At 70.8% G+C, this 24,149-nt stretch carries 24 protein-coding genes; 18 read left to right on the top strand and 6 right to left on the bottom strand.

Annotation, left to right across the window (positions count from 1 at the left end; all coding sequences use genetic code 11):
* Window positions 1-7: 7 nt before the first annotated feature.
* Window positions 8-250, bottom strand: coding sequence for a hypothetical protein (locus tag OO70_RS32060; protein WP_043678817.1), 243 nt, complete (start codon window positions 248-250; stop codon window positions 8-10).
* A 244-nt stretch (window positions 251-494) separates the two neighbouring features.
* Between OO70_RS32060 and OO70_RS32055 the strand changes: the two genes are divergently transcribed.
* Both OO70_RS32055 and OO70_RS32050 read left to right on the top strand, forming a co-directional pair.
* Window positions 495-1,409: a HipA family kinase gene (locus tag OO70_RS32055; RefSeq protein ID WP_043678815.1), complete on the top strand. Its 915-nt coding sequence runs from the start codon at window positions 495-497 to the stop codon at window positions 1,407-1,409.
* Complete coding sequence (locus OO70_RS32050) at window positions 1,406-1,708, top strand: SelT/SelW/SelH family protein (RefSeq protein WP_043678811.1); 303 nt, start codon at window positions 1,406-1,408, stop codon at window positions 1,706-1,708. The genes OO70_RS32055 and OO70_RS32050 overlap by 4 nt, the downstream gene beginning before the upstream one ends.
* 44 nt (window positions 1,709-1,752) lie before the next feature.
* Here the strand turns inward: OO70_RS32050 and aceB are convergent, their stop codons facing one another.
* A complete protein-coding gene (aceB, locus tag OO70_RS32045; RefSeq protein WP_043678809.1) occupies window positions 1,753-3,375 on the bottom strand; it encodes a malate synthase A in 1,623 nt (540 codons plus the stop codon).
* 191 nt (window positions 3,376-3,566) lie between these two features.
* Window positions 3,567-4,181 (bottom strand): nucleotidyltransferase family protein, encoded by a 615-nt coding sequence (locus OO70_RS32040; RefSeq protein ID WP_043678806.1) that lies wholly within the window; start codon window positions 4,179-4,181, stop codon window positions 3,567-3,569.
* Window positions 4,182-4,369: 188 nt separating this feature from the next.
* Here OO70_RS32040 and OO70_RS32035 point away from each other — a divergent pair, with 188 nt between their 5' ends.
* Window positions 4,370-4,690: a DUF5955 family protein gene (locus tag OO70_RS32035; RefSeq protein WP_033279463.1), complete on the top strand. Its 321-nt coding sequence runs from the start codon at window positions 4,370-4,372 to the stop codon at window positions 4,688-4,690.
* Here OO70_RS32035 and OO70_RS32030 read toward each other — a convergent pair.
* Window positions 4,687-5,379, bottom strand: coding sequence for a DUF6304 family protein (locus OO70_RS32030; protein ID WP_043678802.1), 693 nt, complete (start codon window positions 5,377-5,379; stop codon window positions 4,687-4,689). The genes OO70_RS32035 and OO70_RS32030 overlap by 4 nt on opposite strands.
* Window positions 5,376-6,170 (bottom strand): IclR family transcriptional regulator, encoded by a 795-nt coding sequence (locus tag OO70_RS32025; RefSeq protein WP_043678799.1) that lies wholly within the window; start codon window positions 6,168-6,170, stop codon window positions 5,376-5,378. The genes OO70_RS32030 and OO70_RS32025 overlap by 4 nt, the downstream gene beginning before the upstream one ends.
* Window positions 6,171-6,460: 290 nt before the next feature.
* Here OO70_RS32025 and allB point away from each other — a divergent pair, with 290 nt between their 5' ends.
* From allB to OO70_RS31970, 11 genes are all read left to right on the top strand, one after another.
* Window positions 6,461-7,798, top strand: a complete 1,338-nt coding sequence (allB, locus tag OO70_RS32020; RefSeq protein WP_043678796.1) for an allantoinase AllB — start codon at window positions 6,461-6,463, stop codon at window positions 7,796-7,798.
* A gap of 52 nt (window positions 7,799-7,850) precedes the next feature.
* On the top strand, window positions 7,851-8,966 hold the full coding sequence (gene alc, locus OO70_RS32015; RefSeq protein ID WP_043678794.1) for an allantoicase: 1,116 nt from the start codon (window positions 7,851-7,853) through the stop codon (window positions 8,964-8,966).
* 189 nt (window positions 8,967-9,155) lie between these two features.
* Window positions 9,156-9,974, top strand: coding sequence for an AIM24 family protein (locus OO70_RS32010; RefSeq protein WP_078651642.1), 819 nt, complete (start codon window positions 9,156-9,158; stop codon window positions 9,972-9,974).
* Window positions 9,975-10,098: 124 nt separating this feature from the next.
* Window positions 10,099-10,731, top strand: coding sequence for a dihydrofolate reductase family protein (locus tag OO70_RS32005; protein WP_043678791.1), 633 nt, complete (start codon window positions 10,099-10,101; stop codon window positions 10,729-10,731).
* A gap of 91 nt (window positions 10,732-10,822) precedes the next feature.
* Window positions 10,823-11,728, top strand: coding sequence for a DMT family transporter (locus OO70_RS32000; protein WP_043678787.1), 906 nt, complete (start codon window positions 10,823-10,825; stop codon window positions 11,726-11,728).
* Between the two features lie 85 nt (window positions 11,729-11,813).
* Window positions 11,814-12,203 carry a ribonuclease domain-containing protein gene (locus OO70_RS31995; RefSeq protein ID WP_043678784.1) on the top strand — a complete coding sequence of 130 codons (390 nt, stop codon included), beginning with the start codon at window positions 11,814-11,816 and terminating at the stop codon, window positions 12,201-12,203.
* Between the two features lie 160 nt (window positions 12,204-12,363).
* Complete coding sequence (locus tag OO70_RS31990; protein WP_043678777.1) at window positions 12,364-13,620, top strand: sensor histidine kinase; 1,257 nt, start codon at window positions 12,364-12,366, stop codon at window positions 13,618-13,620.
* A 348-nt stretch (window positions 13,621-13,968) separates the two neighbouring features.
* The gene (locus OO70_RS31985) at window positions 13,969-14,649 is read left to right on the top strand and encodes a response regulator transcription factor (RefSeq protein WP_043678774.1); all 681 of its coding nucleotides are present in this window, start codon (window positions 13,969-13,971) and stop codon (window positions 14,647-14,649) included.
* A gap of 65 nt (window positions 14,650-14,714) precedes the next feature.
* On the top strand, window positions 14,715-15,899 hold the full coding sequence (locus OO70_RS31980) for a cytochrome P450 family protein (protein WP_043678773.1): 1,185 nt from the start codon (window positions 14,715-14,717) through the stop codon (window positions 15,897-15,899).
* A 164-nt stretch (window positions 15,900-16,063) separates the two neighbouring features.
* Entirely contained in the window at window positions 16,064-16,462 is a 399-nt protein-coding gene (locus OO70_RS31975) for a PaaI family thioesterase (protein ID WP_043679124.1), read from the top strand.
* 26 nt (window positions 16,463-16,488) lie between these two features.
* Window positions 16,489-16,986, top strand: a complete 498-nt coding sequence (locus OO70_RS31970) for a hypothetical protein (RefSeq protein ID WP_043678767.1) — start codon at window positions 16,489-16,491, stop codon at window positions 16,984-16,986.
* Window positions 16,987-17,005: 19 nt separating this feature from the next.
* On the opposite strand, the gene OO70_RS31965 is transcribed toward OO70_RS31970, so the two are convergent.
* Window positions 17,006-18,022, bottom strand: coding sequence for a Gfo/Idh/MocA family protein (locus tag OO70_RS31965; protein ID WP_043678765.1), 1,017 nt, complete (start codon window positions 18,020-18,022; stop codon window positions 17,006-17,008).
* 129 nt (window positions 18,023-18,151) lie between these two features.
* Here OO70_RS31965 and OO70_RS31960 point away from each other — a divergent pair, with 129 nt between their 5' ends.
* The 4 genes from OO70_RS31960 (at window position 18,152) to OO70_RS31945 (ending at window position 23,767) form a co-directional block, all read left to right on the top strand.
* Window positions 18,152-18,889, top strand: a complete 738-nt coding sequence (locus OO70_RS31960; protein ID WP_106971798.1) for a GntR family transcriptional regulator — start codon at window positions 18,152-18,154, stop codon at window positions 18,887-18,889.
* A 220-nt stretch (window positions 18,890-19,109) separates the two neighbouring features.
* Window positions 19,110-20,258 (top strand): ROK family glucokinase, encoded by a 1,149-nt coding sequence (locus tag OO70_RS31955; RefSeq protein WP_043678762.1) that lies wholly within the window; start codon window positions 19,110-19,112, stop codon window positions 20,256-20,258.
* Window positions 20,255-20,836, top strand: coding sequence for a hypothetical protein (locus OO70_RS31950; protein WP_043678760.1), 582 nt, complete (start codon window positions 20,255-20,257; stop codon window positions 20,834-20,836). The genes OO70_RS31955 and OO70_RS31950 overlap by 4 nt, the downstream gene beginning before the upstream one ends.
* Window positions 20,837-20,932: 96 nt before the next feature.
* Window positions 20,933-23,767 (top strand): DEAD/DEAH box helicase, encoded by a 2,835-nt coding sequence (locus tag OO70_RS31945; RefSeq protein WP_043678758.1) that lies wholly within the window; start codon window positions 20,933-20,935, stop codon window positions 23,765-23,767.
* The last annotated feature ends 382 nt before the right edge of the window (window positions 23,768-24,149 follow it).

The raw sequence follows: 24,149 nt of genomic DNA, 5'->3' as shown, positions 1-24,149 counted from the left end.
GGCTGTTTCACCCGGTTCCGGCCTGGCTCTTGCCTCTCATCGCGCCGATCGCCTGACCGGCCATCAGGAGACATGCGATCAGAGCGAAGGGCCAGATCCACAGCAGGGCGTCCGCGTTGTAGACCGGGGTCAGGGCCGACAGCAGCGACAGAGCGGTCCAGACGGTGAGTCGTGCGGAGAGCAGTGCCCAAGGGTTGGTGGGGCGTGCGAAGAGAATGAGCCCACGAATCGAGTCCGGGGGGATGGCCATGCGTGTCTCCGTGTCCGTTCATGTCGCAGCGGGGGGGTCCCGGCGACCGAAGTGGTCGTGGGGGGCACCCTTGGGTAAACCGCCGGTTCAGATATAGCGGTGGTAGAAGCTGTACCGGTGACCGGGGCCCCGTACCGGCAGAACCGGCTGCAGAGCGAGCCGTGACGCGGGCACTCCTCCGGCGATCACCCTCGGTTACTCTGATCACTTCACGCAAGATCGAAGAGGGCGGGAGGCCTGAGGAATGCTGAGAGAGGTCACGGCAACCCGCTACGTCGCGCCCCTGAGGTCGGGCGGTTCCGTCCCCGGCGTCGTCGAGGCCGACGACCTCGGCACCTACGTCGTGAAGTTCACCGGCTCCGCGCAGGGCCGCAAGGCACTGGTCGCCGAAGTGATCGTCGGGGAACTGGCCCGCGCCCTCGGACTCCGTTTCCCGGAACTGGTGCTCGTGCACTTCGACCCGGCGATCGCCGACGAGGAGCCCCACCAGGAGGTACGGGACCTGCACAGCGCGAGTGTCGGTCTGAATCTCGGCATGGACTATCTGCCGGGTGCGCAGGACTTCACCCCGGAGATCGCGGCCCGGTGCACGGTCGACCCGCTGGAGGCCGGGAAGGTCGTCTGGCTCGACGCGTTGACCGTCAATGTCGACCGTACGGTCCACAGCTCCAACCTGATGATCTGGCCGACGCTCGGCATCGCACCCCCGCGACTGTGGCTCATCGACCACGGCGCCGCCCTCGTCTTCCACCACCGCTGGGACGGCGCCGACCCCACGAAGGCCTACGACTTCCGCCACCACGCCCTCGGCCGCTACACCCCCGACACCCGGGCCGCCGACACCGAACTCGCCCCCCGGGTGACCGAGGAACTGCTGCGCGGCATCGCGGCGGAGGTGCCGGACGCCTGGCTGGCCGACGAACCGGGCTTCGCGACCCCCGACGCCGTCCGCGAGGCGTACGTCGCCTACCTCCACGCGCGCGTGCGGGCCTCCGCGGCCTGGCTGCCCACCGACTTCCCCAGCCGGGAGGAACTCGCCGCCGAGGAGGCCCGGCGCGCGGCGAAGACACAGCAGGGCCGCCCGAGTTGGCTCAAGCGGGTCCCCGACCTGCACGGCAGACCGGCGGCGGAACAGGATTGGTCGGTACACCTCGGATGACGGACGCCCTCGCGGAGAACCGCGTACAGCAGGAGCACCGCGTACAGATCGAGTACTGCACCCAGTGCCGCTGGCTGCCCCGCGCGGCCTGGCTCGCGCAGGAACTCCTCACCACCTTCGAGACCGAGTTGACGGAACTCTCCCTGAAACCCGGCACCGGTGGCGTCTTCGTCGTCCGCGTCGACGACGAGGTGGTGTGGGACCGCCGCGAACAGGGCTTCCCGGAGCCCACGGCCGTGAAGAAGCTCGTACGCGACCGAGTGGCCCCGGGAAAGTCCCTGGGCCACTCGGACAAGTGAGCCTCGCCTCGCGGCAGTTGATTGGTCAGCTCTTCGGCTGAGGATCAGCCCTTGAGCTGCTCGTACGCCGGCAGCGTCAGAAAGTCCGCGTAGTCGGCGTCGAGCGCGACCTCCAGAAGCAGGTCGTGGGCCTGCTGCCAGTGGCCCGCGGCGAACGCGTCCGCGCCGATCTCGGCGCGGATGTTCTCCAGCTCCTCGGCGGCGATCTTGCGCGCCAGCTCGGGAGTCGCCCGCTCGCCGTTCTCGAACTCGACGTCCGCGTTGATCCACTGCCAGATCTGCGAGCGCGAGATCTCCGCGGTGGCCGCGTCCTCCATCAGGTTGAAGATGGCGACGGCACCGAGCCCGCGCAGCCACGCCTCGATGTAACGGATGCCCACCTGAACGGCGTTGACGAGCCCCGGGTACGTCGGCTTGGCGTGCAGCGAGTCCACGGCGATCAGGTCGGCGGCCTTGACGTCGACGTCCTCGCGCAGCCGGTCCTTCTGGTTCGGCCGGTCGCCGAGCACCGCGTCGAAGGACGCCATGGCGATCGGCACCAGGTCCGGGTGGGCCACCCAGGACCCGTCGAAACCGTCCCCGGCCTCACGGTCCTTGTCCGCCTTGACCTTCTCGAACGCGACCTTGTTGACCGCCTCGTCACGGCGGGACGGGATGAACGCCGCCATGCCGCCGATGGCGTGTGCGCCGCGCTTGTGGCAGGTGCGGACGAGGAGTTCGGTGTACGCCCGCATGAACGGGGCCGTCATCGTCACGGCGTTGCGGTCCGGAAGGACGAACCTGGGCCCGCCGTCACGGAAGTTCTTCACGATGGAGAACAGGTAGTCCCAGCGGCCCGCGTTCAACCCCGAGGCGTGGTCGCGGAGTTCGTAGAGGATCTCCTCCATCTCGTACGCGGCGGTGATCGTCTCGATCAGCACGGTCGCGCGGACGGTGCCCTGCGGGATGCCGACGTAGTCCTGCGCGAAGACGAACACGTCGTTCCACAGGCGGGCTTCGAGGTGCGACTCGGTCTTCGGGAGGTAGAAGTACGGGCCCTTGCCGAGGTCCAGCAGCCGCTGCGCGTTGTGGAAGAAGTACAGCCCGAAGTCCACGAAGGCGCCCGGGACCTGCTCGCCGTCGACCAAGAGGTGACGCTCATTCAGATGCCAGCCGCGCGGCCGCATCACGACGGTCGCCAGCTCGTCCTCGGCCTTCAGGGCGTACGACTTACCGGAGTTGGGGTCCGTGAAGTCGATGGCCCGGGTGTAGGCGTCGATCAGGTTGAGCTGACCCGTGACGACGTTCTCCCAGGTCGGCGCGGAGGCGTCCTCGAAGTCCGCGAGCCAGATCTTGGCGCCCGAGTTGAGGGCGTTGATCGTCATCTTGCGGTCGGTGGGGCCGGTGATCTCGACCCGCCGGTCGTTCAGCGCGGCGGGGGAGGGGGCCACCTTCCAGGAGTCGTCGGCGCGGATCGCGGCGGTCTCCGGGAGGAAGTCGAGGGTGGAGGTGCGGGCGATCTCCGCACGGCGCTCGGCCCGGCGGGCGAGGAGTCCGGCCCGGCGGGGCGTGAACCGGCGGTGCAGCTCGGCCACGAAGGCGAGGGCCTCGTCGGTGAGGACCTCCTCCTGCCGGGGCAGGGGTTCGGCGTCGACGACGACCGGCGAGGACGGCGCTGGTGCGGACATGAACTGTCACTTCCTTCAGCGAGCGAGGCACCGGGTGCCAGGTGACCCGGGTAGGGCTGGGAGCACCCGAGGAGCCGTCGGGCGCTTCTGAACAGTGGATACTAGTTTCCTCATCGTGGAAGTTCAATGGTTTGTTGACGTCGAGATTCTCCGGATCGAGCCAAAGTGGCGCTCAGTGCCACTCCGCTCACTCAAAGTGGACGGCCTTGTTCAAGGTGGACGAGATCCGCCTCAGTGTCGATGTCGTACGGCTCCGCCGCATCCCCGCACTCGACGAGCGCGACCGCGTCCGCGTGCGCTTTGAGGTAGGCCCGCGCGCCCCGGTCCCCGGTCGCGCTCTCGGCGATCCCGGCCCAGTGCGCGGCCCCGAACAGCACCGGATGCCCGCGTACCCCGTCGTAGGCGGCCGAGACGAGCGAGTCCGGGTCCGTGAACCCCGCCAGCACCCGCGCCACCGCCTCCGCACCGATCCCGGGCTGGTCGACGAGCGACACGAGCGCCGCGCGCGCGTCCGTACCGGCGAGCGAGTCGAGCCCGGCCCGCAGCGAGGACCCCATCCCCTCCTCCCACTCCGGGTTCTCCACGATCACGCAACCGGTCAGCTCCGCCCGCTCCCGTACGGCGTCGGCGCGAGCCCCCAGGACCACATGGACGCGGGTCAGGCCGGCCGCGCGGAGCACTCCGACCGCGTGCTCCACAAGGGGACGGCCTCGGTGTTCGAGCAGCGCTTTGGGCCGCCCGCCGAGCCGTCGGCCGCCCCCTGCGGCGAGCAGCAGCCCGGCGACCTGGTCTTCGTTTCGCGTCATACGTCCTGCATACCTGACCGGGCGGCGACCGCACGGAATCCTCCGACTTAATTTCGGTCCGTGGAGTGGCGCACCGCGTACCGGGTGGCGTTTACTGGCCCGCGTCCCTCGGTGCCCGACCAGTGTCGCGGGGTGCGCGGCGGGATCGCAAAGTTCTTGCGCACGACGACGTGCGAGGGGGGAGAGCTGTGTTGCGGAGCTTGGGACAGAGGTCAGTGACCGGCAGCGACGAGGATCCGAGGGTGGCGGAACTGCGGACCGCGGTGTCCCGGTTACGCCGCGAACTGGCCGCGCATCCGGCCGAGTTCCCCGACCGTGTCATCGCCGAGGACGAACTCGCGGCGCTGGCGGCGATGACCATCGACGGCGTCCCCGAAATCCCGCGCCTGCGCCGCTCGTTGCTCCTGATCGCCGGCGCGATCGGCTCGGTGAGCGCGCTCGCGAGGGGTCTGACGGACGTACGCAACGCCGTGGACCTGTTCGGTCAACCCCGGGGCGGGCAGGGCTAGTTCGGCGCCGGGAAGGCTCCTCGGTAGCCCGCGTTCCCGGCGCGGTGCTCGAACTCCCCGCACAGCCATGTCTCCTGGACGAACTCGGTGTGCTCGTCCCAGAGGGTGAAGATGCCCGCCGGGCCGAACTTGCCGTCCACCTGTCGGTAGCGGTCCTTGACGTCACGGAAGCAGGCCAGCCCCGCCATCAGCCCGTTGCCGAGCGGGCTGTAGTCGGACCAGGCGCACGCGATACAGGCCCGGAGCCGGACTCCCGCCGGAAGCCGGCGCTGGACGTCTTCCAGTGCCGACTCGAAGTCCCCGTGTCCGTCCCCGTTCCGGTACTCGTGCCCGTCGAGACGCAGGACGGTGGCCAGCGTCTCCGCGTCCAGGCCCCTGCCCGGTCCGCCCGGCGCCCCGAGCCGCAACGCGCAGTCCAGCACCGCCGTACGTACACCCTGCCCCTCGACCGCGACGGACAACGGCACCTCCCACTCCAGGAGGCAGGAGCACAACGCCCCGCCGAAGAAGGTGAACGAGGCATCCGGAGGGTCCCCGCCGAGCGCGCCGAGGTCGTCCATGCTGTTGCCCTCGAAGCGGACACCCCGGATCGTCGTACGGATCAGCTCCCGGCCGTCCGACTCGAAGACGACATCCTCGCCGCCGTGCCGGTCGGTGTACCGCCCCGGCCAGCGCTGCACAGCGCTCACGCCGGGTTCTGGCTGGCCAGTGCCTCCGACAGTTCGCCGGCCACCTGCTGGAGCACCGGCACGATCTTGTCGGTCGCCGACTCGGTGACCCGGCCCGCCGGACCCGAGATCGAAATCGCGGCGGCGGTGGGGGAGTTGGGCACGGAGACGGCGAGGCAGCGCACCCCGATCTCCTGCTCGTTGTCGTCGATCGCGTAGCCGAGGCGGCGCACGTCCTCCAGCGCCGCGAGGAAACCCTCGGGCGTGGTGATCGTCTTGTCGGTCGCGGCGGGCATGCCGGTGCGGGCGAGCAGCGCGCGCACCTCGTTGTCCGGCGTGTTGGCGAGCAGTGCCTTGCCGACGCCCGTGGAGTGCGGCAGGACGCGCCGGCCGACCTCGGTGAACATGCGCATCGAGTGCTTGGACGGCACCTGCGCCACGTACACGATCTCGTCGCCGTCGAGCAGTGCCATGTTCGCCGTCTCGCCGGTCTCCTCGACCAGTCGGGCCAGATAGGGGCGGGCCCAGGTGCCGAGCAGCCGGGACGCGGACTCGCCGAGCCGGATCAGGCGCGGGCCGAGGGCGTACCGGCGGTTGGCCTGCTGGCGGACGTAACCGCAGACCACGAGCGTGCGCATCAGCCGGTGGATGGTGGGGAGTGGCAGGCCGCTGCTCGCGGAGAGCTCGCTCAGGCCGACCTCGCCGCCCGCGTCGGCCATCCGCTCCAGCAGGTCGAAGGCGCGCTCGAGGGACTGGACACCACCGGTGGCGGACTTGGTGGAATCGGTGGTGCTGGCGCTGGACGGCGGCACGGCGCGTTCCTTTCGGCACGGGCGGGAAGGGCTGAAGCCTACCCGGGGGTCGGTTGACTGCCCGCCTGTGCGTAGCTACGTTCTGCTTGCCGGAAGTCTAATTCCGCTTTGTGGAAACGTCCAGAGTGTGCGCGGGAGGCGCATCGTGGAGAAGTGTGCCCTTGACGGTACGGGAGCGGGAGTGAAGACTCCTTCAACAGAACGTTGAATTCCGTTACGTGGACGTAAATCCCGTTTCCCGGAAGTAACGGGAGTGACGGAAGCGGCAACGGTGGCAGAGAGGGGTCCGGGTGTCCGACGCTGAACTGGTGGTGCGCTCCACACGTGTCATCACTCCCGAGGGGACACGCGCCGCGGCGGTCGCGGTCGCCGGGGGAAAGATCACGGCTGTCCTCCCGTACGACGCCCAAGTCCCGTCCGGGGCACGGTTCGAGGACTTCGGAGACGACGTCCTGCTGCCCGGCCTGGTCGACACCCATGTCCATGTGAACGACCCCGGCCGCACCCACTGGGAGGGCTTCTGGACCGCCACGCGCGCGGCGGCGGCCGGCGGCATCACCACCCTGATCGACATGCCGCTCAACTCCCTCCCGCCGACGACGACGGTCGACAACCTCCGTACGAAGCAGGAGGTCGCGGCCGAGAAGGCCCACATCGACGTCGGCTTCTGGGGCGGCGCCCTGCCCGACAACGTCAAGGACCTGCGCCCGCTGCACGACGCCGGCGTCTTCGGCTTCAAGGCGTTCCTGTCCCCGTCCGGCGTGGACGAGTTCCCGCACCTGGACCAGGACCAACTCGCCCTGTCCCTGGCCGAGATCGCCGGTTTCGGCGGCCTTCTCATCGTGCACGCCGAGGACCCGCACCACCTCGAGACGGCCCCGCAGCAGGGCGGCCCCAAGTACGCCGACTTCCTCGCCAGCCGCCCGCGCGACGCCGAGGACACGGCCATCGCGGGCCTGATCGCTGCCGCCAGGCGCCTCGACGCACGCGTGCACGTCCTGCACCTGTCCTCGTCCGACGCGCTCCCGCTGATCGCCGCCGCCAAGGCAGAGGGCGTCCGCATCACCGTCGAGACATGCCCCCACTACCTCACCCTCACGGCCGAGGAAGTCCCGGACGGCGCAAGCGAGTTCAAGTGCTGCCCGCCCATCCGCGAGTCCGCCAACCAGGACCTGCTGTGGCAGGCGCTGGCCGACGGCACGATCGACTGCGTGGTCACCGACCACTCGCCCTCCACGGCCGACCTCAAGACCGCCGACTTCGCCACCGCGTGGGGCGGCATCTCCGGCCTTCAGTTGAGCCTCGCGGCGGTGTGGACGGAGGCGCGCAAGCGGGGCTACGGCTTGGAGGACGTGGTCCGCTGGATGTCGTCAAGGACCGCCGGGCTTGCGGGACTTGACCAGAAGGGCGCCATCGAGGCGGGCCGCGACGCCGACTTCGCGGTCCTCGCCCCCGACGAGACGTTCACCGTGGACCCGGCGGCCCTCCAACACCGCAACCGCGTCACGGCGTACGCCGGAAAGACCCTCAGCGGCGTCGTGAAGTCGACCTGGCTGCGCGGCGAACGCATCGTGCTGGACGGCGAGTTCACCGACCCGAAGGGCCAACTCCTGACCCGTACCCCCTGATCCGACCACCCCCGCACCCGCAGCGGCCGACTCCCGAAAGGCAGACACAGCAGTGACGGCGATTCCGAGTTTCACCGGTGACGCGAACCCCTACGGAGGCGGTGACCCGTACGCGGACTACCGCACGGCCGACTTCCCCTTCACCCAGTACGCCAACCTCGCCGACCGACAGCTCGGTGCCGGTGTCATCGCCGCCAACGACGAGTTCTTCGCCCAGCGCGAGAACCTCCTCGTGCCCGGGCCCGCCGAGTTCGACCCCGAGCACTTCGGCCACAAGGGCAAGATCATGGACGGCTGGGAGACCCGCCGCCGCCGTGGCGCCTCGGCGGACCATCCCTGGCCGACGGCCGAGGACCACGACTGGGCACTGGTCCGCCTCGGTGCGCCCGGCGTCATCCGGGGCATCGTGGTCGACACGGCCCACTTCCGCGGCAACTACCCCCAGTCGGTGTCTGTGGAAGCCATCTCGGTGCCGGGCTCGCCGTCCCCCGAGGACCTGCTCTCCGACGACGTGAAGTGGACACCCTTGGTCCCGCGCACACCGGTCGGCGGCCACGCGGCGAACGGTTTCTCCATCTCGACCGAAGAACGCTTCACCCACCTCCGCGTCAACCAGCACCCCGACGGCGGCATCGCCCGCCTCCGTGTCTACGGCGAGGTCGTCCCCGACCCCAACTGGCTGGCCGCGCTGGGCACTTTCGACGTGGTCGCCCTGGAGAACGGCGGCCGGGCCGAGGACGCCTCCAACCTCTTCTACTCACCCGCCACCAACACCATCCAGCCCGGCCGCTCCCGCAAGATGGACGACGGCTGGGAGACCCGCCGCCGCCGCGACCAGGGCAACGACTGGATCCGCTACCGCCTGGCCGCCCAGTCCCAGATCCGCGCCATCGAGATCGACACGGCGTACCTGAAGGGCAACAGCGCGGGCTGGGCGTCGGTGTCGGTACGGGACGGCGAGTCCGGCGCCTGGCACGAGATCCTCCCGCGCACCCGCCTCCAGCCCGACACGAACCACCGCTTCGTGCTCCCCGCTCCGGCGATCGCGACGCACGCACGCGTGGACATCTATCCCGACGGCGGGATCTCGCGGCTGCGGCTGTTCGGGACGCTGACGGAGTCGGGGGCGACGAGCCTGGCGGTTCGGTACCAGGAGCTGGGCGGCTGAGACGGATCTTCCGACCGGCGGGGCGTTCGCTTCTCAAACGCCGGACCGGCATTCTCAGCCCGTCCGGCGTTTGAGGACGAGGCCCTTTCGGGGCCGAACGGGGGTCTGGGGGCGGAGCCCCCAGAAGGACACCAGCCACAACCCACCCGCACCCGGAACCGAGACGGCCACCCGCTACGTTCTCCCCTCGTGACCCTTCAGCAAGAAATCGTCGGCAACGCCATGCAGATGGCGGTCGTCAACCTGAACCCCGGCCAGACCGTGTACTGCGAGGCCGGGAAGTTCCTCTTCAAGACGACGAACGTGACCATGGAGACCCGCCTGAGCGGTCCGCCCGGCGGCGGACAGCAGCAGGGCGGCGGCTCGGGCGGCAGCGGCATGGGTGGCATGCTGCGCCAAGCCATGGGTACCGCCATGCAGGTCGGCCAGCGCGCACTCGCGGGCGAGTCGCTGGCGTTCCAGTACTTCACCTCCCAGGGCGGCGAGGGCACCGTCGGCTTCGCGGGCGTGCTCCCCGGTGAGATGCGCGCCCTGGAGCTGAACGGCACGCGCGCGTGGTTCGCGGAGAAGGACGCCTTCGTGGCCGCCGAGTCCACGGTCCAGTTCGGCATCGCCTTCCAGGGCGGCCGCAGCGGCATGAGCGGCGGCGAGGGCTTCGTCCTCGAGAAGTTCACCGGGCAAGGCACCGTGATCATCGCCGGCGCCGGCAACTTCATCGACCTGAACCCGGCCGACTTCGGCGGTCGCATCGAGGTCGACACAGGCTGCCTCGTCGCCTTCGAGGAGGGCGTCCAGTACGGCGTCCAGCGCATCGGCGGCCTCAACCGCCAGGGCCTGATGAACGCCGTGTTCGGCGGCGAGGGCCTGTCCCTGGCCACCTTGGAGGGCAACGGCCGCGTCATCCTCCAGTCCCTCACCATCGAAAGCCTCGCCAACGCCCTGAAGAAGGCCCAGGGCGGCGACAAGCAGGGCCCGACCGGCGGCATGTTCTCGACGCACGCCGGATGAGACGCCGTAGCGAAGACCTAGACGCCGTAGCGAAGACCGATGAGAAGACCGATGAGTTGCGGGGCCCGACGGGGTCTGAGCTGATGACACCATCGGCCCTCGCACCAGGAAGCAGGCACCCGACATGGGAAAGCTCGTCTCCACCCTCTTCGTCACCCTCGACGGCGTCTACCAAGCACCCGGCGGCCCCGAAGAGGACACCCGCGGCGGCTTCGTGCACGGCGGCTGGAGCTTCGTCTACGGCGACGACGACTTCGGGCGGTTCGTGGTCGAGGTCTTCGACCGCTCCGGCGCGTATCTGCTGGGCCGCCGTACGTACGACATCTTCGCCTCGTACTGGCCGCTCAAGACCGACCCCGCCGACCCGATCGCGTCGAAGCTGAACGCCCTGCCGAAGTACGTCGCCTCGTCGACCCTCACCGACCCCTCCTGGGCCGGCACGACCGTCCTCGGCGGCGACCTCGCCAAGGAGGTCACCGACCTCAAGGAGCGCACCGACGGCGAGATCCAGGTGCACGGCAGCGGCGCCCTCGTCCGTTCCCTCATCGAGCTCGACCTCCTCGACACGCTCCACCTGGTGACCTTCCCGGTCGTGCTCGGCAGCGGCCTGCGCCTGTTCCCCGAGGGCACCACCCCCAGGGCCTTCCGGCGCACGGGCGGACGCATCACCAGCACCGGCGTCTCCATCCAGTCGTACGACCTGGCGGGCCGCCCGACGTACGGCTCGTACGCGGACGATGACGCGGAAAACGCCTAGTCAGCGAAAGGCCGCGCCTGTACGGTGATCGCTCCGAGTGGGAGCCGCCGCTGTCTCCACCCAGCCGTTGGAGACCGGGAGAGCCGCCCCCATGTCCTCGATCGCCGTACCGCGCGCCGTCGCGCCCCGCCGCACCTGGCAGACCGACCTGCCCGTCCTGCTGGTCGCCGTCGTCTGGGGCGCCAGCTATCTCGCCGCCAAGGACATCACCACCGCCCGCACGGTCCTCGCCGTCCTGGTCCTGCGCTTCGCCCTCGTCCTGCCCGTCCTGGCGGTGGTCGGCCACCGCGCGCTGCGCGCCCTGACGGCCGCCCAGTGGCGCGGCGCGGCCCTGCTCGGGCTGATCCTCGCGGGGATCTTCCTGCTGGAGACCTACGGCGTCGTCCACACCTCGGCGACCAACGCGGGCCTCATCATCAGCCTCACCATGATCTTCACCCCGCTCGCCGAGGCCGCCGTGACCCGCACCCGGCCCTCCCGCGCCTTCCTCGGGGCGGCGGCCGTCTCCGTGCTCGGCGTGCTGCTGCTGACGCAGGGTGCCGGTTTCAGCCGCCCCTCCCTCGGCGACCTCCTCATGCTGCTCGCAGCCCTCGCCCGCACCCTGCACGTCCTGGCCATGTCCCGCAGCAAGTCGGTGCGGGGCGCCGACGCGCTGCCCCTGACCACCGTCCAACTCGGCACCGCCGTCGCGGTGTTCGCGATCCTGTCGACCGGCGCCGACACCACCCCGTGGGCGACGGCCGCGGACTTCGGGGCACGCGAGTGGGCCGGACTGCTGTTCCTGTCCGTGTTCTGCACCCTGTTCGCCTTCTTCGTCCAGATGTGGGCCGTACGCCGGACCTCCCCCTCCCGCGTCAGCCTGCTGCTCGGCACCGAGCCCCTGTGGGCCGCCGCGGCCGGTATCGCGCTCGGTGGGGAGCGGCTCGGCGCGTTCGGGCTGGCAGGCGGCGTACTCGTACTTGTGGGGACCGCGTGGGGGCGTGGGGCCGCACGTTAACTCCCGGAAAACTCATCGGACTTGACGGGAAAATCTGCAGAGTTGTCATTGACATGCCACTGTCTACGCGCGTCATCATGTCGTCATGAGATTCCCCCCACGTGCAACACGCATCGGAGCCGCAGCCGCTCTCCTGTCCGCCCTTCTCGTGGGCGGCACCGTCGCCACCGCCACCCCGGCGGCCGCGGCGGTCGGCAGCATCTGCTACAGCGACCTGCCCTCGCAGGCGTACGACACGCTCGACCTGATCGCGTCGAACGGCCCCTTCCCCTACTCGCAGGACGGCACCGTCTTCCGGAACCAGGAAGGCATCCTCCCCAGCCAGGCGTCCGGGTACTACCACGAGTACACGGTCAAGACGCCCGGTTCGTCCACGCGCGGAGCGCGTCGCATCATCACCGGCAAGCAGACCGAAGAGGACTACTACACCGCTGACCACTACGCCACGTTCGACCTGATCGACTTCGACTGCTGAGTCGCCCCACCGGCTGCACCACTGCTCGCCCCTCGCCCCGCGGCTCCCCCCACGATCTTGGGCCGCGGGGCGAGGCATGCCCGCCGAAAGTCTGCGACGGCGCGACTTTGGTCGCCGATCCCCGTCGCGATGCGGTGACCGGGCCCGGTGCTGCGTAGATTTGTCGACCGTGACTGGTGACAGGACCGCTCAGGTACCGCCGGCGTTCGCGGGGCGCCGATGGCTGCTGCCGTCCGCCGTGGCCGACGAACTCGACCCCGATGTCGTACGGCGCGGGCGGCCCCGCCGTACCGCACGCGACTGGGTCGTCGACGTCTGCTGCTTCCTCCTGGCCGTGATCATCGGCCTGGCCGCCGCGAAGACCCTCAACAACGACACCGCGACTCCGCACCCCCTCGCCGTCGTGGACCAGCTGTTCGGGGTCCTCGCCTGTGGCGCGGTCTGGTTGCGCCGCCGCTGGCCGGTCGGCCTCGCGATCGCGATGATCCCGATCGGCTTCGTGTCGAACACGGCGGGCGGCGCCGCCATGGTCGCCGTGTTCACCCTCGCCGTGCACCGCCCCTTCCGCTACGTCGCCTGGATCGGCGGTATCCAACTCGTCCTGGCCCCGCTCTTCTACTGGCTCCGCCCCGACCCCGACCTGCCGTACGCCGGCGCGGTCGCGTTCACCGAACTGCTCATCCTCACCGTCATCGGCTGGGGCATGTTCGTACGGTCCAAGCGACAGCTCATGCTGAGCCTGCGCGACCGTGCCCGGCGCGCCGAGCGGGAGGCGGACCTACGGGCCGAGCAGGCCCAGCGGCTCGCCCGCGAGGCCATCGCCCGCGAGATGCACGACGTGCTCGCGCACCGGCTGACCCTGCTGAGCGTGCACGCGGGCGCGCTGGAGTTCCGGCCGGACGCGCCCCGCGAGGAGGTCGCGCGGGCGGCCGGTGTCATCCGGGAGAGCGCCCACGAGGCGCTTCAGGACCTGCGGGAGATCATCGGCGTCCTGCGCGCGGGCGAACCCGACGACACGGGCCGCCCCCAGCCCACCCTCGGCGCCCTGGACGCGCTGGTCGCCGAGTCCCGCGAGGCCGGCATGAAGGTCACCCTCGACAACCGGGTCACGGACCCCGCGGCGGTCCCCGCCTCGGTCGGCCGCACCGCCTACCGCATCGCCCAGGAGGCCCTCACCAACGCCCGCAAGCACGCTCCCGGCACGGAGGTCACGGTGACGGTCACCGGCACCCCCGGCGACGGCCTCACGATTGCCGTCCACAACCCGCCCCCGGAGGGAGAGGTCCCCCATGTCCCCGGCTCCGGCCAGGGGTTGATCGGCCTGACCGAGCGGGCGACGCTGGCGGGGGGACGGCTGGAGCACGGGCCGGGGGAGGGCGGGGGGTTCCGGGTGCGGGCGTGGTTGCCGTGGGGGTGAGTGTCGTCCGGCGCTGCGGGTAACTCCCGTTCTGAGCAAGGGGGATGGAGGCCGCACCTGGAAAGTCACCGCACCCGTGTCCGCACGCCGGTTGCCCGTGATCAGAGGGGGCGCAGTGGGGGGAGCGCGCCGCACAGCCCTGTCCGCTCGGCACCTTCTGGCCAACTCGCCGGCTACGAGGACGTGTTGGCGCGGGACACCCGCCGGGCCGATGTGTCCGGGACGCTACCGTGCAGCACGGGTCGCACTGCCGTCCCGCACCCCGGAGAAGCTCCCCGAGGATCGTCCCGCCCGGCACCGCCGACCGCGCTGCCACCACCCGCCGCGGAGCCGTGGTTACGTAGCCCCATGACTGCGATCAGACTGCTCCTCGTCGACGACGACCCGCTGGTGCGGGCCGGGCTGTCCTTCATGATGGGCGGTGCCGCCGACATCGAGATCGTCGGCGAGGCAGCCGACGGCAGTGAGGTCGAGGAGCTCGTCGACCGCGTGCACCCGGACGTCGTCCTCATGGACATCCGCATGCCGTCGGTGGACGGACTGACCGCCACGGAACGGCTGCGCGCCCGCGGCGACGCGCCGCAGATCATCGTCCTCACCACCTTCCACGCCGACGAACAGGTACTACGGGCCCTCCGCGCGGGCGCCGCCGGATTCGTCCTCAAGGACACCCCGCCCGCCGAGATCCTCGACGCGGTACGCCGGGTCGCGGCCGGTGATCCCGTGCTGTCGCCCGCGGTCACCCGCCAGTTGATGGAGCACGCGGCGGGCAGCGCCACCGACACCCGCCGTGCACGCGCGCGTGCCCGCGTCGCCGCCCTGGGAGACCGCGAACGCGAGGTCGCCGTCGCCGTCGGACAGGGCCTCGCCAACGCCGAGATCGCCACCGGCCTCTTCATGAGCGTCGCCACCGTCAAGACCCACGTCTCCCGCATCCTGGCCAAGCTCGACCTCAACAACCGAGTGCAGATCGCCCTGTTGGCGTACGACGCGGGCCTGCTCGAAGAGGACGGGGAGAGCGGGCACTAGCCGCTGCCGCCGTGCGTTCTCACTGCACTGGGAGATCTCGGGGGATCGTCCTGGAGGGGGAAGGCATGACCGAAGTGATCGACCTGGGGGAGTTCGGCGAGGGGTTCCGGCGGGACCCGCATCCGGTGTACGCCATGCTGCGCGAGCTGGGCCCAGTGCACCGCGTGCGCCTGCCGGTGCCGGACGAGCACTATGTGACCTGGCTGATCGTGGGGTACGAGGAGGCTCGCTCGGCGCTGACCGACCCGCGACTGGCCAAGGACGGCGGCAAGATCGGGGTGACGTTCCTCGACGAGGAGCTGATCGGCAAGTACCTGCTGGCCGCCGACCCACCCCAGCACACCCGCCTGCGCGGACTGATCACCCGCTCGTTCACCATGCGCCGGGTCGAGGAACTGCGCCCGCGCGTCCAGCAGATCACCGACGACCTGCTCGACGCGATGCTCCCCGCCGGCCGAGCAGACCTCGTCGACGCGCTCTCCTACCCGCTCCCGATCACCGTGATCTGCGAACTCCTCGGCGTGCCCGAGATGGACCGCACGGAGTTCCGCAAGCTGTCCACGGAGGCGGTCGCACCCACCAGTTCGGGCAGCGAGTACGACGCGTTCGTGCGGCTCGCCGAGTACCTCGCCGACCTGATCGAGGACAAGCGGTGCGCCGGCCCGAGCGACGACCTGCTCAGCGACCTGATCCGCACCACCGCCGAGGACGGCGACCGGCTCTCCCCGCAGGAACTGCGGGGCATGGCCTTCATCCTGCTCATCGCCGGCCACGAGACCACCGTCAACCTCCTCACCAGCGGCATCCACGCCCTGCTCACCCACCCGGACCAACTCGCCGCGCTGCGCGCCGACATGACCCTCCTCGACGGCGCGATCGAGGAGATGCTGCGCTACGAGGGCCCGGTGGAGAACGGCACGTTCCGCTTCGCCGCCGAGCCCCTGGAGATCGCGGGCACCTCAGTGGAGAAGGGCGATCCGGTCATGGTCGGCCTGACCGCCGCCGACCGCGACGGGGACCGCTTCCCCGCCCCGGACCGCTTCGACATCCTTCGCGACGCCCGCGGCCACCTCGCCTTCGGCCACGGCATCCACTACTGCCTCGGCGCCCCCTTGGCCCGCCTCGAAGCACGCACGGCGATACGCACCCTGCTGGAGCGCGCCCCCGGCCTCGCCCTGGACGGCCCGCCCGGCGACTGGCTCCCGGGCATGCTGATGCGCGGGATGCGCGCCCTGCCGGTGCGCTGGTAGAACGGCCGCACCGGACGGCCGTAGCAGCAGTAGTGGCCGTAGCGGCTGTGGAAGCACGCGGCAGCCGTGGAAGTGGTGTGGGAAGCAGCCGTGTTGAAAGCAGCCGTAGTGGAAGCCCTAGGAGGCACGCTCTCGTGACCGCAGCCGTCGAGTTCGACCTGACCATGGCTCGGAAGGCGCTGGAGAGTCAGCCCTTCAGCAGGCTGCTCGGCGCGCGCCTGAGCGCCTTCGGGGACGGTGTCGCCACGCTGGAGATCGACATCAGGGAGGACCTGCACCAGCAGAACGGCTTCGTGCACGGCGGGGTCCTCTGCTACGCCGCCGACAACGCGCTCACCTTCGCCGCCGGCACGGTCCTCGGCCCGGCGGTCCTCACCGGCGGCCTCACCATCCAGTACGTCCGCCCGGCCACCGGCCGCACCCTGCTCGCCCGCGCCGAGGTCGTGCAGGCCGGCCGCCGCCAGGCCGTGGTCCGCTGCGACGTCCTCACGGTCGCCGACGACGGCACGGAGGCCCTGTGCGCGGTCGCCCAGGGCACGGTGCTGCCGGTCCGTACGTCCTGATCCGTACGTCCTGAGGGGAGCCGTAGATGCTGCGCACCGCGGAGATCACCACAGAGCTGACCGGAGCGATCACCGGGGACAACTTCCACAATCTGCACTGGAGTTCACGGCTGGAGTTCAGCGTCGACTGTTTCATCTGCGAACGGACCGGCCGCACCCAGGTGTACGAGCGCGGTGCCGAGCGGGCCCTGTGCTCCGGCAGCAGGGGCTTCCAGAGCCACTACACGGCCGGCCGGATCACCGCGTACGACACGACCACGGGCACCGACCGGCTGGCCCTGCGCGCCCTGGTCGACTTCTGGTGGGCGCCCTTCAAGGACGCCCGCGACGACAAGCCCGCCATGGCCCCGACCAGCCACCCCTGGGTGCGGCTGCACCTCGGCTCCTACTGCCCCGAGGCGAAGGAGACGGGCAAGGACAGCGTGCAGACCAACCTGGTGCGGCCGTACGAACTGCGGTGCTCGCACTGCGAGTTCGTGATCGCGACGGACGTGGCCGCCCCGGCGATACGGCTGCTCGACTGAAGGCGATACACCTGCTCGATCAACCCAGCGCGTACGCGCCCGCGATCTCCGCGAGCCGGACCGGTCTGCGTTCGCGTCTGGACACTTCGCAGGCCTCGGCGATCCGCAGCGCCTGCAAGGCCTCGCGCCCGTCGCACGGGTTGGTGCGCTGACCTACCACGAGCTCGACGAAGGCGATCAGCTCGGCCTCGTAGGCGGGCCCGAAGCGCTCCAGGAAACCGGTCCACGGCTTGGTCGCGGCCGGGGGCCCGGTCGGCTCGGTGGACGCGATCGGCGTCCGGTCGTCCAGGCCGACGACGACCTGGTCCAGCTCCCCGGCCAGCTCCATACGGACGTCGTAGCCCGCCCCGTTCAACCGGGAGGCCGTCGCCGTGGCCAGCGTGCCGTCGTCCAGGGTGAGGACCGCCGCGGCCGTGTCGATGTCACCGGCCTCGCGGAACATCGCGGGCCCGGCGTCCGACCCGGCCGCGTACACGTCGACGACCTCGCGGCCGGTCACCCAGCGCAGCATGTCGAAGTCGTGGATCAGGGCGTCCCGGTACAGGCCGCCGGAGATCGGCAGATAGGCGGCCGGGGGAGGCGTCTGGTCGGAGGTCGTCGCCCGCACGGTGTGCAGCCGTCCCAGCCGCCCCGAGCGCACCGCCTCCCGGGCGCCCGTGTACCCCGTGTCGAACCGGCGCTGGAACCCCATCTGAAGAACTGTTCCGGCGGTCTCGACCTCGGCGATCGCCTGGAGCGAGCCGGGCAGGTCGAGAGCGATGGGCTTCTCGCAGAACACCGGGAGCCCGGAGCGCGCCGCCCTGCCTATCAGTTCCGCGTGCGCCGATGTCGCCGTCGTGATCACCACGGCGTCCACGCCCCACTTGAAGATCTCCTCCGTACTCGGTGCCGCCGTTTCCCCCAGCCGGTTGGCCAGCTCCTGGGCCCGTGCCGGGTCCACATCCGTGAGGATCAGCGAACCGACCTCACGATGACGGCTGAGGGTCCTGGCATGGATGGTCCCGATGCGGCCCGTACCGATGACTCCGATGCGCATGGGAACAAACTGAGGGCCGACCAGGCACGCTGTCAATGCGTATGTCCGGACAATCGAACTACATCACTTCCCGTCAACCATTCACAGAGCTACGCTCGCCCCGTGCCGAAACCAGATGTGGACCCGACAGTGCCGCTCGAGCTCAGCGTGGACCGGAGCAGCCCGGTGCCGCTGTACTTCCAGTTGTCCCAACAGCTGGAAGCCGCGATCGAACACGGCTCGCTCACGCCGGGCAGTCTGCTGGGCAACGAGATCGAGCTGGCCGCCCGGCTCGGCCTGTCCCGGCCCACGGTCCGCCAGGCCATCCAGTCGCTGGTCGACAAGGGTCTCCTGGTGCGCCGCCGAGGCGTCGGCACCCAGGTCGTGCACAGTCAGGTCAAACGCCCGCTGGAACTCAGCAGCCTCTTCGACGACCTGGAGGCGGCCGGGCAGCGCCCCGCCACGAAGGTCCTCGTCAACGCCGTCGTCCCGGCGTCCGCCGAGGTGGCGGCGGCACTCGGCGTGGCCGAGGACAGCGACGTACACCGCATCGACAGGCTGCGCCTCGCGCACGGCGAGCCGATGGCGTACCTGAGCAACCATCTGCCCCTCGGCCTGCTCAACCTCGACAGCGCGCAACTGGAGGCCACCGGCCTGTACCGGATGATGCGCACCGCCGGGATCACCCTCCACAGCGCCCGCCAGTCCATCGGCGCCCGCGGCGCCACGGCGGAGGAGGCCGAACGCCTCGCCGAGTCCGAGGGTGCCCCACTCCTCACCATGCAGCGCACGACGTTCGACGACACGGGCCGAGCGGTCGAATTCGGCAGCCATACGTATCGGCCGACCCGCTATTCGTTCGAGTTCCAGCTACTGGTACGTCCCTGAGTGCACCGCTTCGCCCGCGATGTTTGTCATAATGTCCGGACAGGGTGAATATAATTGGCGCCCGCTGTAGCGCCCCTCTTAGGGGCGCGGGGCTGTGTCGATTTGCGGCTCCGCCGCGGGGCGCGACCAGCCACGATGCACCCGCACAAGACAACGATCCGCACCCCCTTCACGCCCCCACACAGCACCTAGAGTCACGGTGAGGCAGAATCGGGCCTTGATGAGCACCTACGGCAACTTCAGCGCCCCCATAGGCTCCCGGCGTGCCCCCGCACTCAGGACGGTCGGCACGAGGGAGCGCCGCTCCCACCTGACCGCCCCCCGCGTGCCCACGGTCGGCATCGACATCGGCGGCACCAAGGTCATGGCGGGCGTCGTGGACGCCGACGGCAACATCCTGGAGAAGCTCCGCACGGAGACCCCGGACAAGTCCAAGAGCCCCAAGGTCGTCGAGGACACCATCGTCGAACTGGTCCTGGACCTGTCCGACCGCCACGACGTGCACGCGGTCGGCATCGGCGCGGCCGGCTGGGTCGACGCGGAGCGCAACCGCATCCTGTTCGCCCCGCACCTGTCCTGGCGCAACGAACCACTCCGCGACCGCATCTCCAGCCGCCTCGCCGTCCCCGTCCTGGTGGACAACGACGCGAACTCCGCCGCCTGGGCCGAGTGGCGCTTCGGCGCCGGCCGCGGTGAGGACCACCTCGTCATGATCACGCTCGGCACCGGCATCGGCGGCGCGATCCTGGAGGACGGCCAGGTAAAGCGCGGCAAGTGGGGCGTCGCCGGCGAGTTCGGCCATATGCAGGTCGTGCCCGGCGGCCACCGCTGCGCGTGCGGCAACCGCGGCTGCTGGGAGCAGTACAGCTCGGGCAACGCGCTGGTCAGGGAGGCCCGGGAGCTGGCCGCGGCGGACTCCCCGGTGGCGTACGGGATCATCGAGCACGTCAAGGGCAACATCGGCGAGATCACCGGCCCGATGATCACCGAGCTGGCCCGCGAGGGCGACGCGATGTGCATCGAGCTGCTCCAGGACATCGGCCAGTGGCTCGGCGTCGGCATCGCCAACCTCGCCGCCGCCCTCGACCCGTCCTGCTTCGTGATCGGCGGCGGTGTCTCGGCCGCCGACGACCTGCTGATCGGCCCCGCGCGGGACGCGTTCAAGCGCCAGCTCACCGGCCGCGGCTACCGCCCCGAGGCCCGCATAGTGCGCGCCCAGCTCGGCCCCGAGGCCGGCATGGTCGGCGCCGCGGACCTCGCCCGCCTGGTCGCCCGCCGCTTCCGCCGCGCCAAGCGCCGCCGGGTCGAGCGGTACGAGCGCTACGAGCGGTTCGCCGACTCCCGCCGAGGCACCCAGGACACCGCATGATCGCATCGCTGCCCCGCCAGGCCGTACCCCGGGACGAGCCGCCCCGACCACCCGAGGACCCCCGCCACAAGGCCCGCCGCCGAGCGATCACCCTGCTCATCATCGTGCTGCTCATCGGCGTCCCTGCCGTCTATCTGGCGATCTCCGCGAACCAGAGCCGCAACAGCGGCAAGGACAAGGAGGACAAGTACTCGGCGACCGGGCTCACCGTGGGCTGGCCCTCGAAGGTCCAGCGGCGCCTCTACCAGGTACCGGTCCCGCACCCGGCGGAAGAGGTCGCCTTCTACGAGACCAACAACTGGAAGACCAGCCGCCTCTACGTCCAGTTCCAGACCACGGACGCCGGCCTGGACACCTTCCTCGCGGGCGTCGACGTCAACCGGGACACGCTGAAGAAGAACGACATCACCATCAGCGCCCGCGACCAGAAGATCACCGGCTGGAAGTTCACGGGCCCCGGCCCCTGGTGGGGCGTCGTCAACAAACAGAAGGACCCGGCACCCACCCAGGACATCGTGGTGAACTTGTCCGACCCGGCCCTCCCCATGGTCTACGTCGTCTCCCGCACGGTCCCCTAGCGGGTGGCCCCGGCCGGTCCCGGGGCCGATTGTCAGACCCCGCCCGTAGAGTCGAAGACGGCTGACACGACTGACGGGCGGGAGGTGACAGGACGTATGACGGACACGGCACTCATGGAGCAGATCTCCACTCGACTGGCCGCGGTCTTCCTGCCGTCCCCGGTCGTCCCGCGCGAGGGCCGCGTCGCCTTCTGGGACCCCGACGGCGAGCGCGCACTCCCCGAAGCCGAAGAGGGCGTGGAACAGACCGAGTTGACCGTCGTACGACGACACGGCGCCGGAGTCCGCCGCAGGTCCACCCCCGCACTGAGCCTGCCGATCGAAGCGGCGCTGCCCCTGCTCGTGCGCGCCCGGCGCGACCCCGCCGCCCATCCCGCCACGGCCTGCTGGGGCGCCGCCGCCCTGCACGCGCTGCGGCTCGCCGCCCGCGGCCGGCTGCTCCCCGGCCTCACCGCGACGGGCCACGACGCCTGGCGTGCGGGCCCGCTGGAACCGGAGGACATCGCACACGTCCGCGCGGTGGCGGCGGCCCTTCCGTACGAGGGCCACGCGGTCCCGCTGCCCGGCCCGGGACCGCTCCGGCTGCCCGAGCCGGAAGCGCTGATGCGGTCCTTCCTGGACGCGGTCGCGGACACCCTGCCCCGCACCCCGGCCGCGCCGTACACCTCCGGGCTGCCCTTCGCGGCGCGCCTGCCGCAGCGTCTGCCCGGCGCCCAGGACTGGGCCGCGGAGGTCGCCGCCGGCATGGACGCGGGCGTGCGCATCTCGCTCCGTCTGGACCTGTCGGCCTACGACCTGTTCGACGACTCCGGGGTGGTGCGCAGCGCGGGCGCGGCGATCGTCCAGGTGCACAGCCTCGCCGACCCGACCCTGGTGGTCGACGCGGCGGCCCTGTGGGCGGGCACGGCGGACACCGCCTTCGGCCCACGCGCACGTGTGGACGCCGCCTTGGCCGTACGGCGCGCCGCGCGCGTCTGGCCCCCGCTGGACCGCCTCACCGAGCAGGACGTGCCCGACGTACTCGCCCTGTCCGAGGAGGAGTTGGGGGATCTGCTCGGCCTGGCGGCCACCCGGCTCGCGGCGGCCGGGGTCGCCGTCCACTGGCCCCGGGACCTGGCCCAGAACCTGACGGCGGCGGCGGTGGTCCGGTCGGCGCCGGGCTCGGCGACCGACGGCACGGGCTTCTTCGAGAGCGAGGAACTGCTCCAGTTCCGCTGGCAGTTGGCGCTCCGCGGCGACCCGCTCAGCGAGGCCGAGATGGACCTGCTGGCCGAGGCCCACCGCCCGGTCGTCCGCCTGCGGGACCAGTGGGTCTTGGTCGACCCGGCCCTCGTCCGCAAGGCCCGCAAACGCGAACTGGGCCTGCTCGACCCGGTCGACGCGCTGTCCGTCGCGCTCACCGGCACGGCGGAGGTCGACGGCGAGCGCGTGGAGGCCGTCCCGGTGGGCGCGTTGGCCACCCTGCGCGACCGCCTCACGGCAGGCATCCACCCCGCAGAACCACCCCCCGGCCTGGACGCCACCCTCCGGGACTACCAACTCCGGGGCCTGGCCTGGCTCGACCTCATGACCTCCCTCGGTCTGGGCGGCTGTCTCGCCGACGACATGGGCCTGGGCAAGACGATCACCCTCATCGCTCTGCACCTACGGCGGGCACATCACGCCCCCACCCTCGTGATCTGCCCTGCCTCACTCCTGGGCAACTGGCAGCGCGAGATCACCCGCTTCGCCCCCGGAGTCCCCGTCCGTCGCTTCCACGGCACGGACCGCACCCTGGAGGACCTGACGGGCGGCTTCGTCCTCACGACGTACGGCACGATGCGCTCGGCCGCGCCCACGCTTGCACAGCAGCCGTGGGGCATGGTCGTCGCCGACGAGGCACAGCACGTCAAGAACCCGTACTCGGCGACGGCGAAGGCACTGCGTACGATCCCGACCCCCGCGCGCGTGGCCCTGACCGGCACACCGGTCGAGAACAACCTCTCCGAACTCTGGGCGCTCCTCGACTGGACGACCCCCGGACTCCTCGGCCCCCTCAAGTCCTTCCGTGCCCGGCACGCGCGCGCGGTGGAGAACGGCGAGGACGAGGAGGCGGTGACCCGGCTCGCCCGCCTGGTCCGCCCGTTCCTCCTGCGCCGGAAGAAGTCCGACCCGGGCATCGTCCCCGAACTCCCGCCCAAGACGGAGACGGACCACCCGGTCCCGCTCACCCGCGAACAGGCCTCGCTCTACGAGGCGGTGGTCCGCGAGTCGATGCTGGCGATCGAGACGACGGACGGCATCGCGCGTCGGGGCCTGGTCCTGAAGCTCCTCACATCCCTGAAGCAGATCTGCGACCACCCCGCGCTGTACCTCAAGGAGGAGCACACGGCGGCACAGGCCACCGGAGACCGCCTGGCCGCCCGCTCCGGCAAACTCGCCCTGCTGGACGAACTGTTGGACACGCTGCTGTCCGAGGACGGTTCCGCGATCGTCTTCACGCAGTACGTCGGCATGGCCCGCCTGATCACCTCCCACCTGTCGGCCCGCGCGGTCCCGGTGGACCTGCTCCACGGCGGCACACCGGTACCGGAGCGGGAGCGCATGGTCGACCGCTTCCAGAGCGGCGCGATCCCGGTCCTGATCCTGTCCCTGAAGGCGGCGGGCACCGGCCTGAACCTCACCCGCGCGGGCCACGTCGTCCACTTCGACCGCTGGTGGAACCCGGCCGTCGAGGAACAGGCCACCGACCGGGCGTACCGCATCGGCCAGACCCAGCCGGTCCAGGTCCACCGCCTCATCACCGAGGGCACGGTCGAGGACCGCATCGCCGAAATGCTCGAATCCAAGCGGGCGTTGGCCGACGCGATCCTCGGCTCCGGCGAGTCGTCCCTGACCGAGCTGACGGACCGGGAGCTGTCGGACCTGGTGTCGTTGCGGAGGGAGTCGTGACGGGGGTGGAGCGGGGGGCGGGGGCCGGAGCGGGTGAAGTCGAGCTGGAGCAGGCCGCGGGATTTGGGGTGGGTGAGGCTGAGCTGGCGCAGGCCGCGGGATTTGGGGCGGGTGAAGCCGAGTTGGAGCAGGCCGCGGGGTCCGGGGCAGGTGAGGCTGAGCCGGGGCAGGCCGCGGGATGTGGGTTGGGTGAGGCTGAGCTGGAGCAGGCCCGGGGGTCTGGGGCGAGTGAAGCCAAGCCGGAGCAGGCCGCAGGACTTGGGGCAGGTGCAGCCCAGCAGGAGCCGACGCGGGCGCAGGGGGAGGCGAGGGGACCGGTCGAGGAACGACCGGTGCGCCCCGCCGACTTGGCACGCCAGGCACTGCGGGCCGCGCGCGAGCG

It is taken from the genome of Streptomyces xylophagus, assembly GCF_000716435.1.
In the GTDB taxonomy this organism is placed as follows: Bacteria; Actinomycetota; Actinomycetes; order Streptomycetales; family Streptomycetaceae; genus Streptomyces; species Streptomyces xylophagus.
Note: the sequence above shows the minus strand (reverse complement) of the source record. Positions and strands in the feature narration are given on the sequence as shown.

Bases quoted from the DNA above. Each gene is read 5' to 3' on its own strand.
- OO70_RS31965 (WP_043678765.1), bottom strand. From the start codon at position 18,022: ATGCGCATCGGAGTCATCGGTACGGGCCGCATCGGGACCATCCATGCC.
- OO70_RS32040 (WP_043678806.1), bottom strand. From the start codon at position 4,181: ATGACGCGAAACGAAGACCAGGTCGCCGGGCTGCTGCTCGCCGCAGGG.
- OO70_RS32055 (WP_043678815.1), top strand. From the start codon at position 495: ATGCTGAGAGAGGTCACGGCAACCCGCTACGTCGCGCCCCTGAGGTCG.
- aceB (WP_043678809.1), bottom strand. From the start codon at position 3,375: ATGTCCGCACCAGCGCCGTCCTCGCCGGTCGTCGTCGACGCCGAACCC.
- OO70_RS31975 (WP_043679124.1), top strand. From the start codon at position 16,064: ATGGCTCGGAAGGCGCTGGAGAGTCAGCCCTTCAGCAGGCTGCTCGGC.
- OO70_RS32005 (WP_043678791.1), top strand. From the start codon at position 10,099: ATGGGAAAGCTCGTCTCCACCCTCTTCGTCACCCTCGACGGCGTCTAC.
- OO70_RS31945 (WP_043678758.1), top strand. From the start codon at position 20,933: ATGACGGACACGGCACTCATGGAGCAGATCTCCACTCGACTGGCCGCG.
- OO70_RS31970 (WP_043678767.1), top strand. From the start codon at position 16,489: ATGCTGCGCACCGCGGAGATCACCACAGAGCTGACCGGAGCGATCACC.
- OO70_RS31995 (WP_043678784.1), top strand. From the start codon at position 11,814: ATGAGATTCCCCCCACGTGCAACACGCATCGGAGCCGCAGCCGCTCTC.
- OO70_RS31955 (WP_043678762.1), top strand. From the start codon at position 19,110: ATGAGCACCTACGGCAACTTCAGCGCCCCCATAGGCTCCCGGCGTGCC.
- OO70_RS31980 (WP_043678773.1), top strand. From the start codon at position 14,715: ATGACCGAAGTGATCGACCTGGGGGAGTTCGGCGAGGGGTTCCGGCGG.
- OO70_RS31985 (WP_043678774.1), top strand. From the start codon at position 13,969: ATGACTGCGATCAGACTGCTCCTCGTCGACGACGACCCGCTGGTGCGG.
- OO70_RS31950 (WP_043678760.1), top strand. From the start codon at position 20,255: ATGATCGCATCGCTGCCCCGCCAGGCCGTACCCCGGGACGAGCCGCCC.
- OO70_RS32050 (WP_043678811.1), top strand. From the start codon at position 1,406: ATGACGGACGCCCTCGCGGAGAACCGCGTACAGCAGGAGCACCGCGTA.
- OO70_RS32060 (WP_043678817.1), bottom strand. From the start codon at position 250: ATGGCCATCCCCCCGGACTCGATTCGTGGGCTCATTCTCTTCGCACGC.
- OO70_RS32000 (WP_043678787.1), top strand. From the start codon at position 10,823: ATGTCCTCGATCGCCGTACCGCGCGCCGTCGCGCCCCGCCGCACCTGG.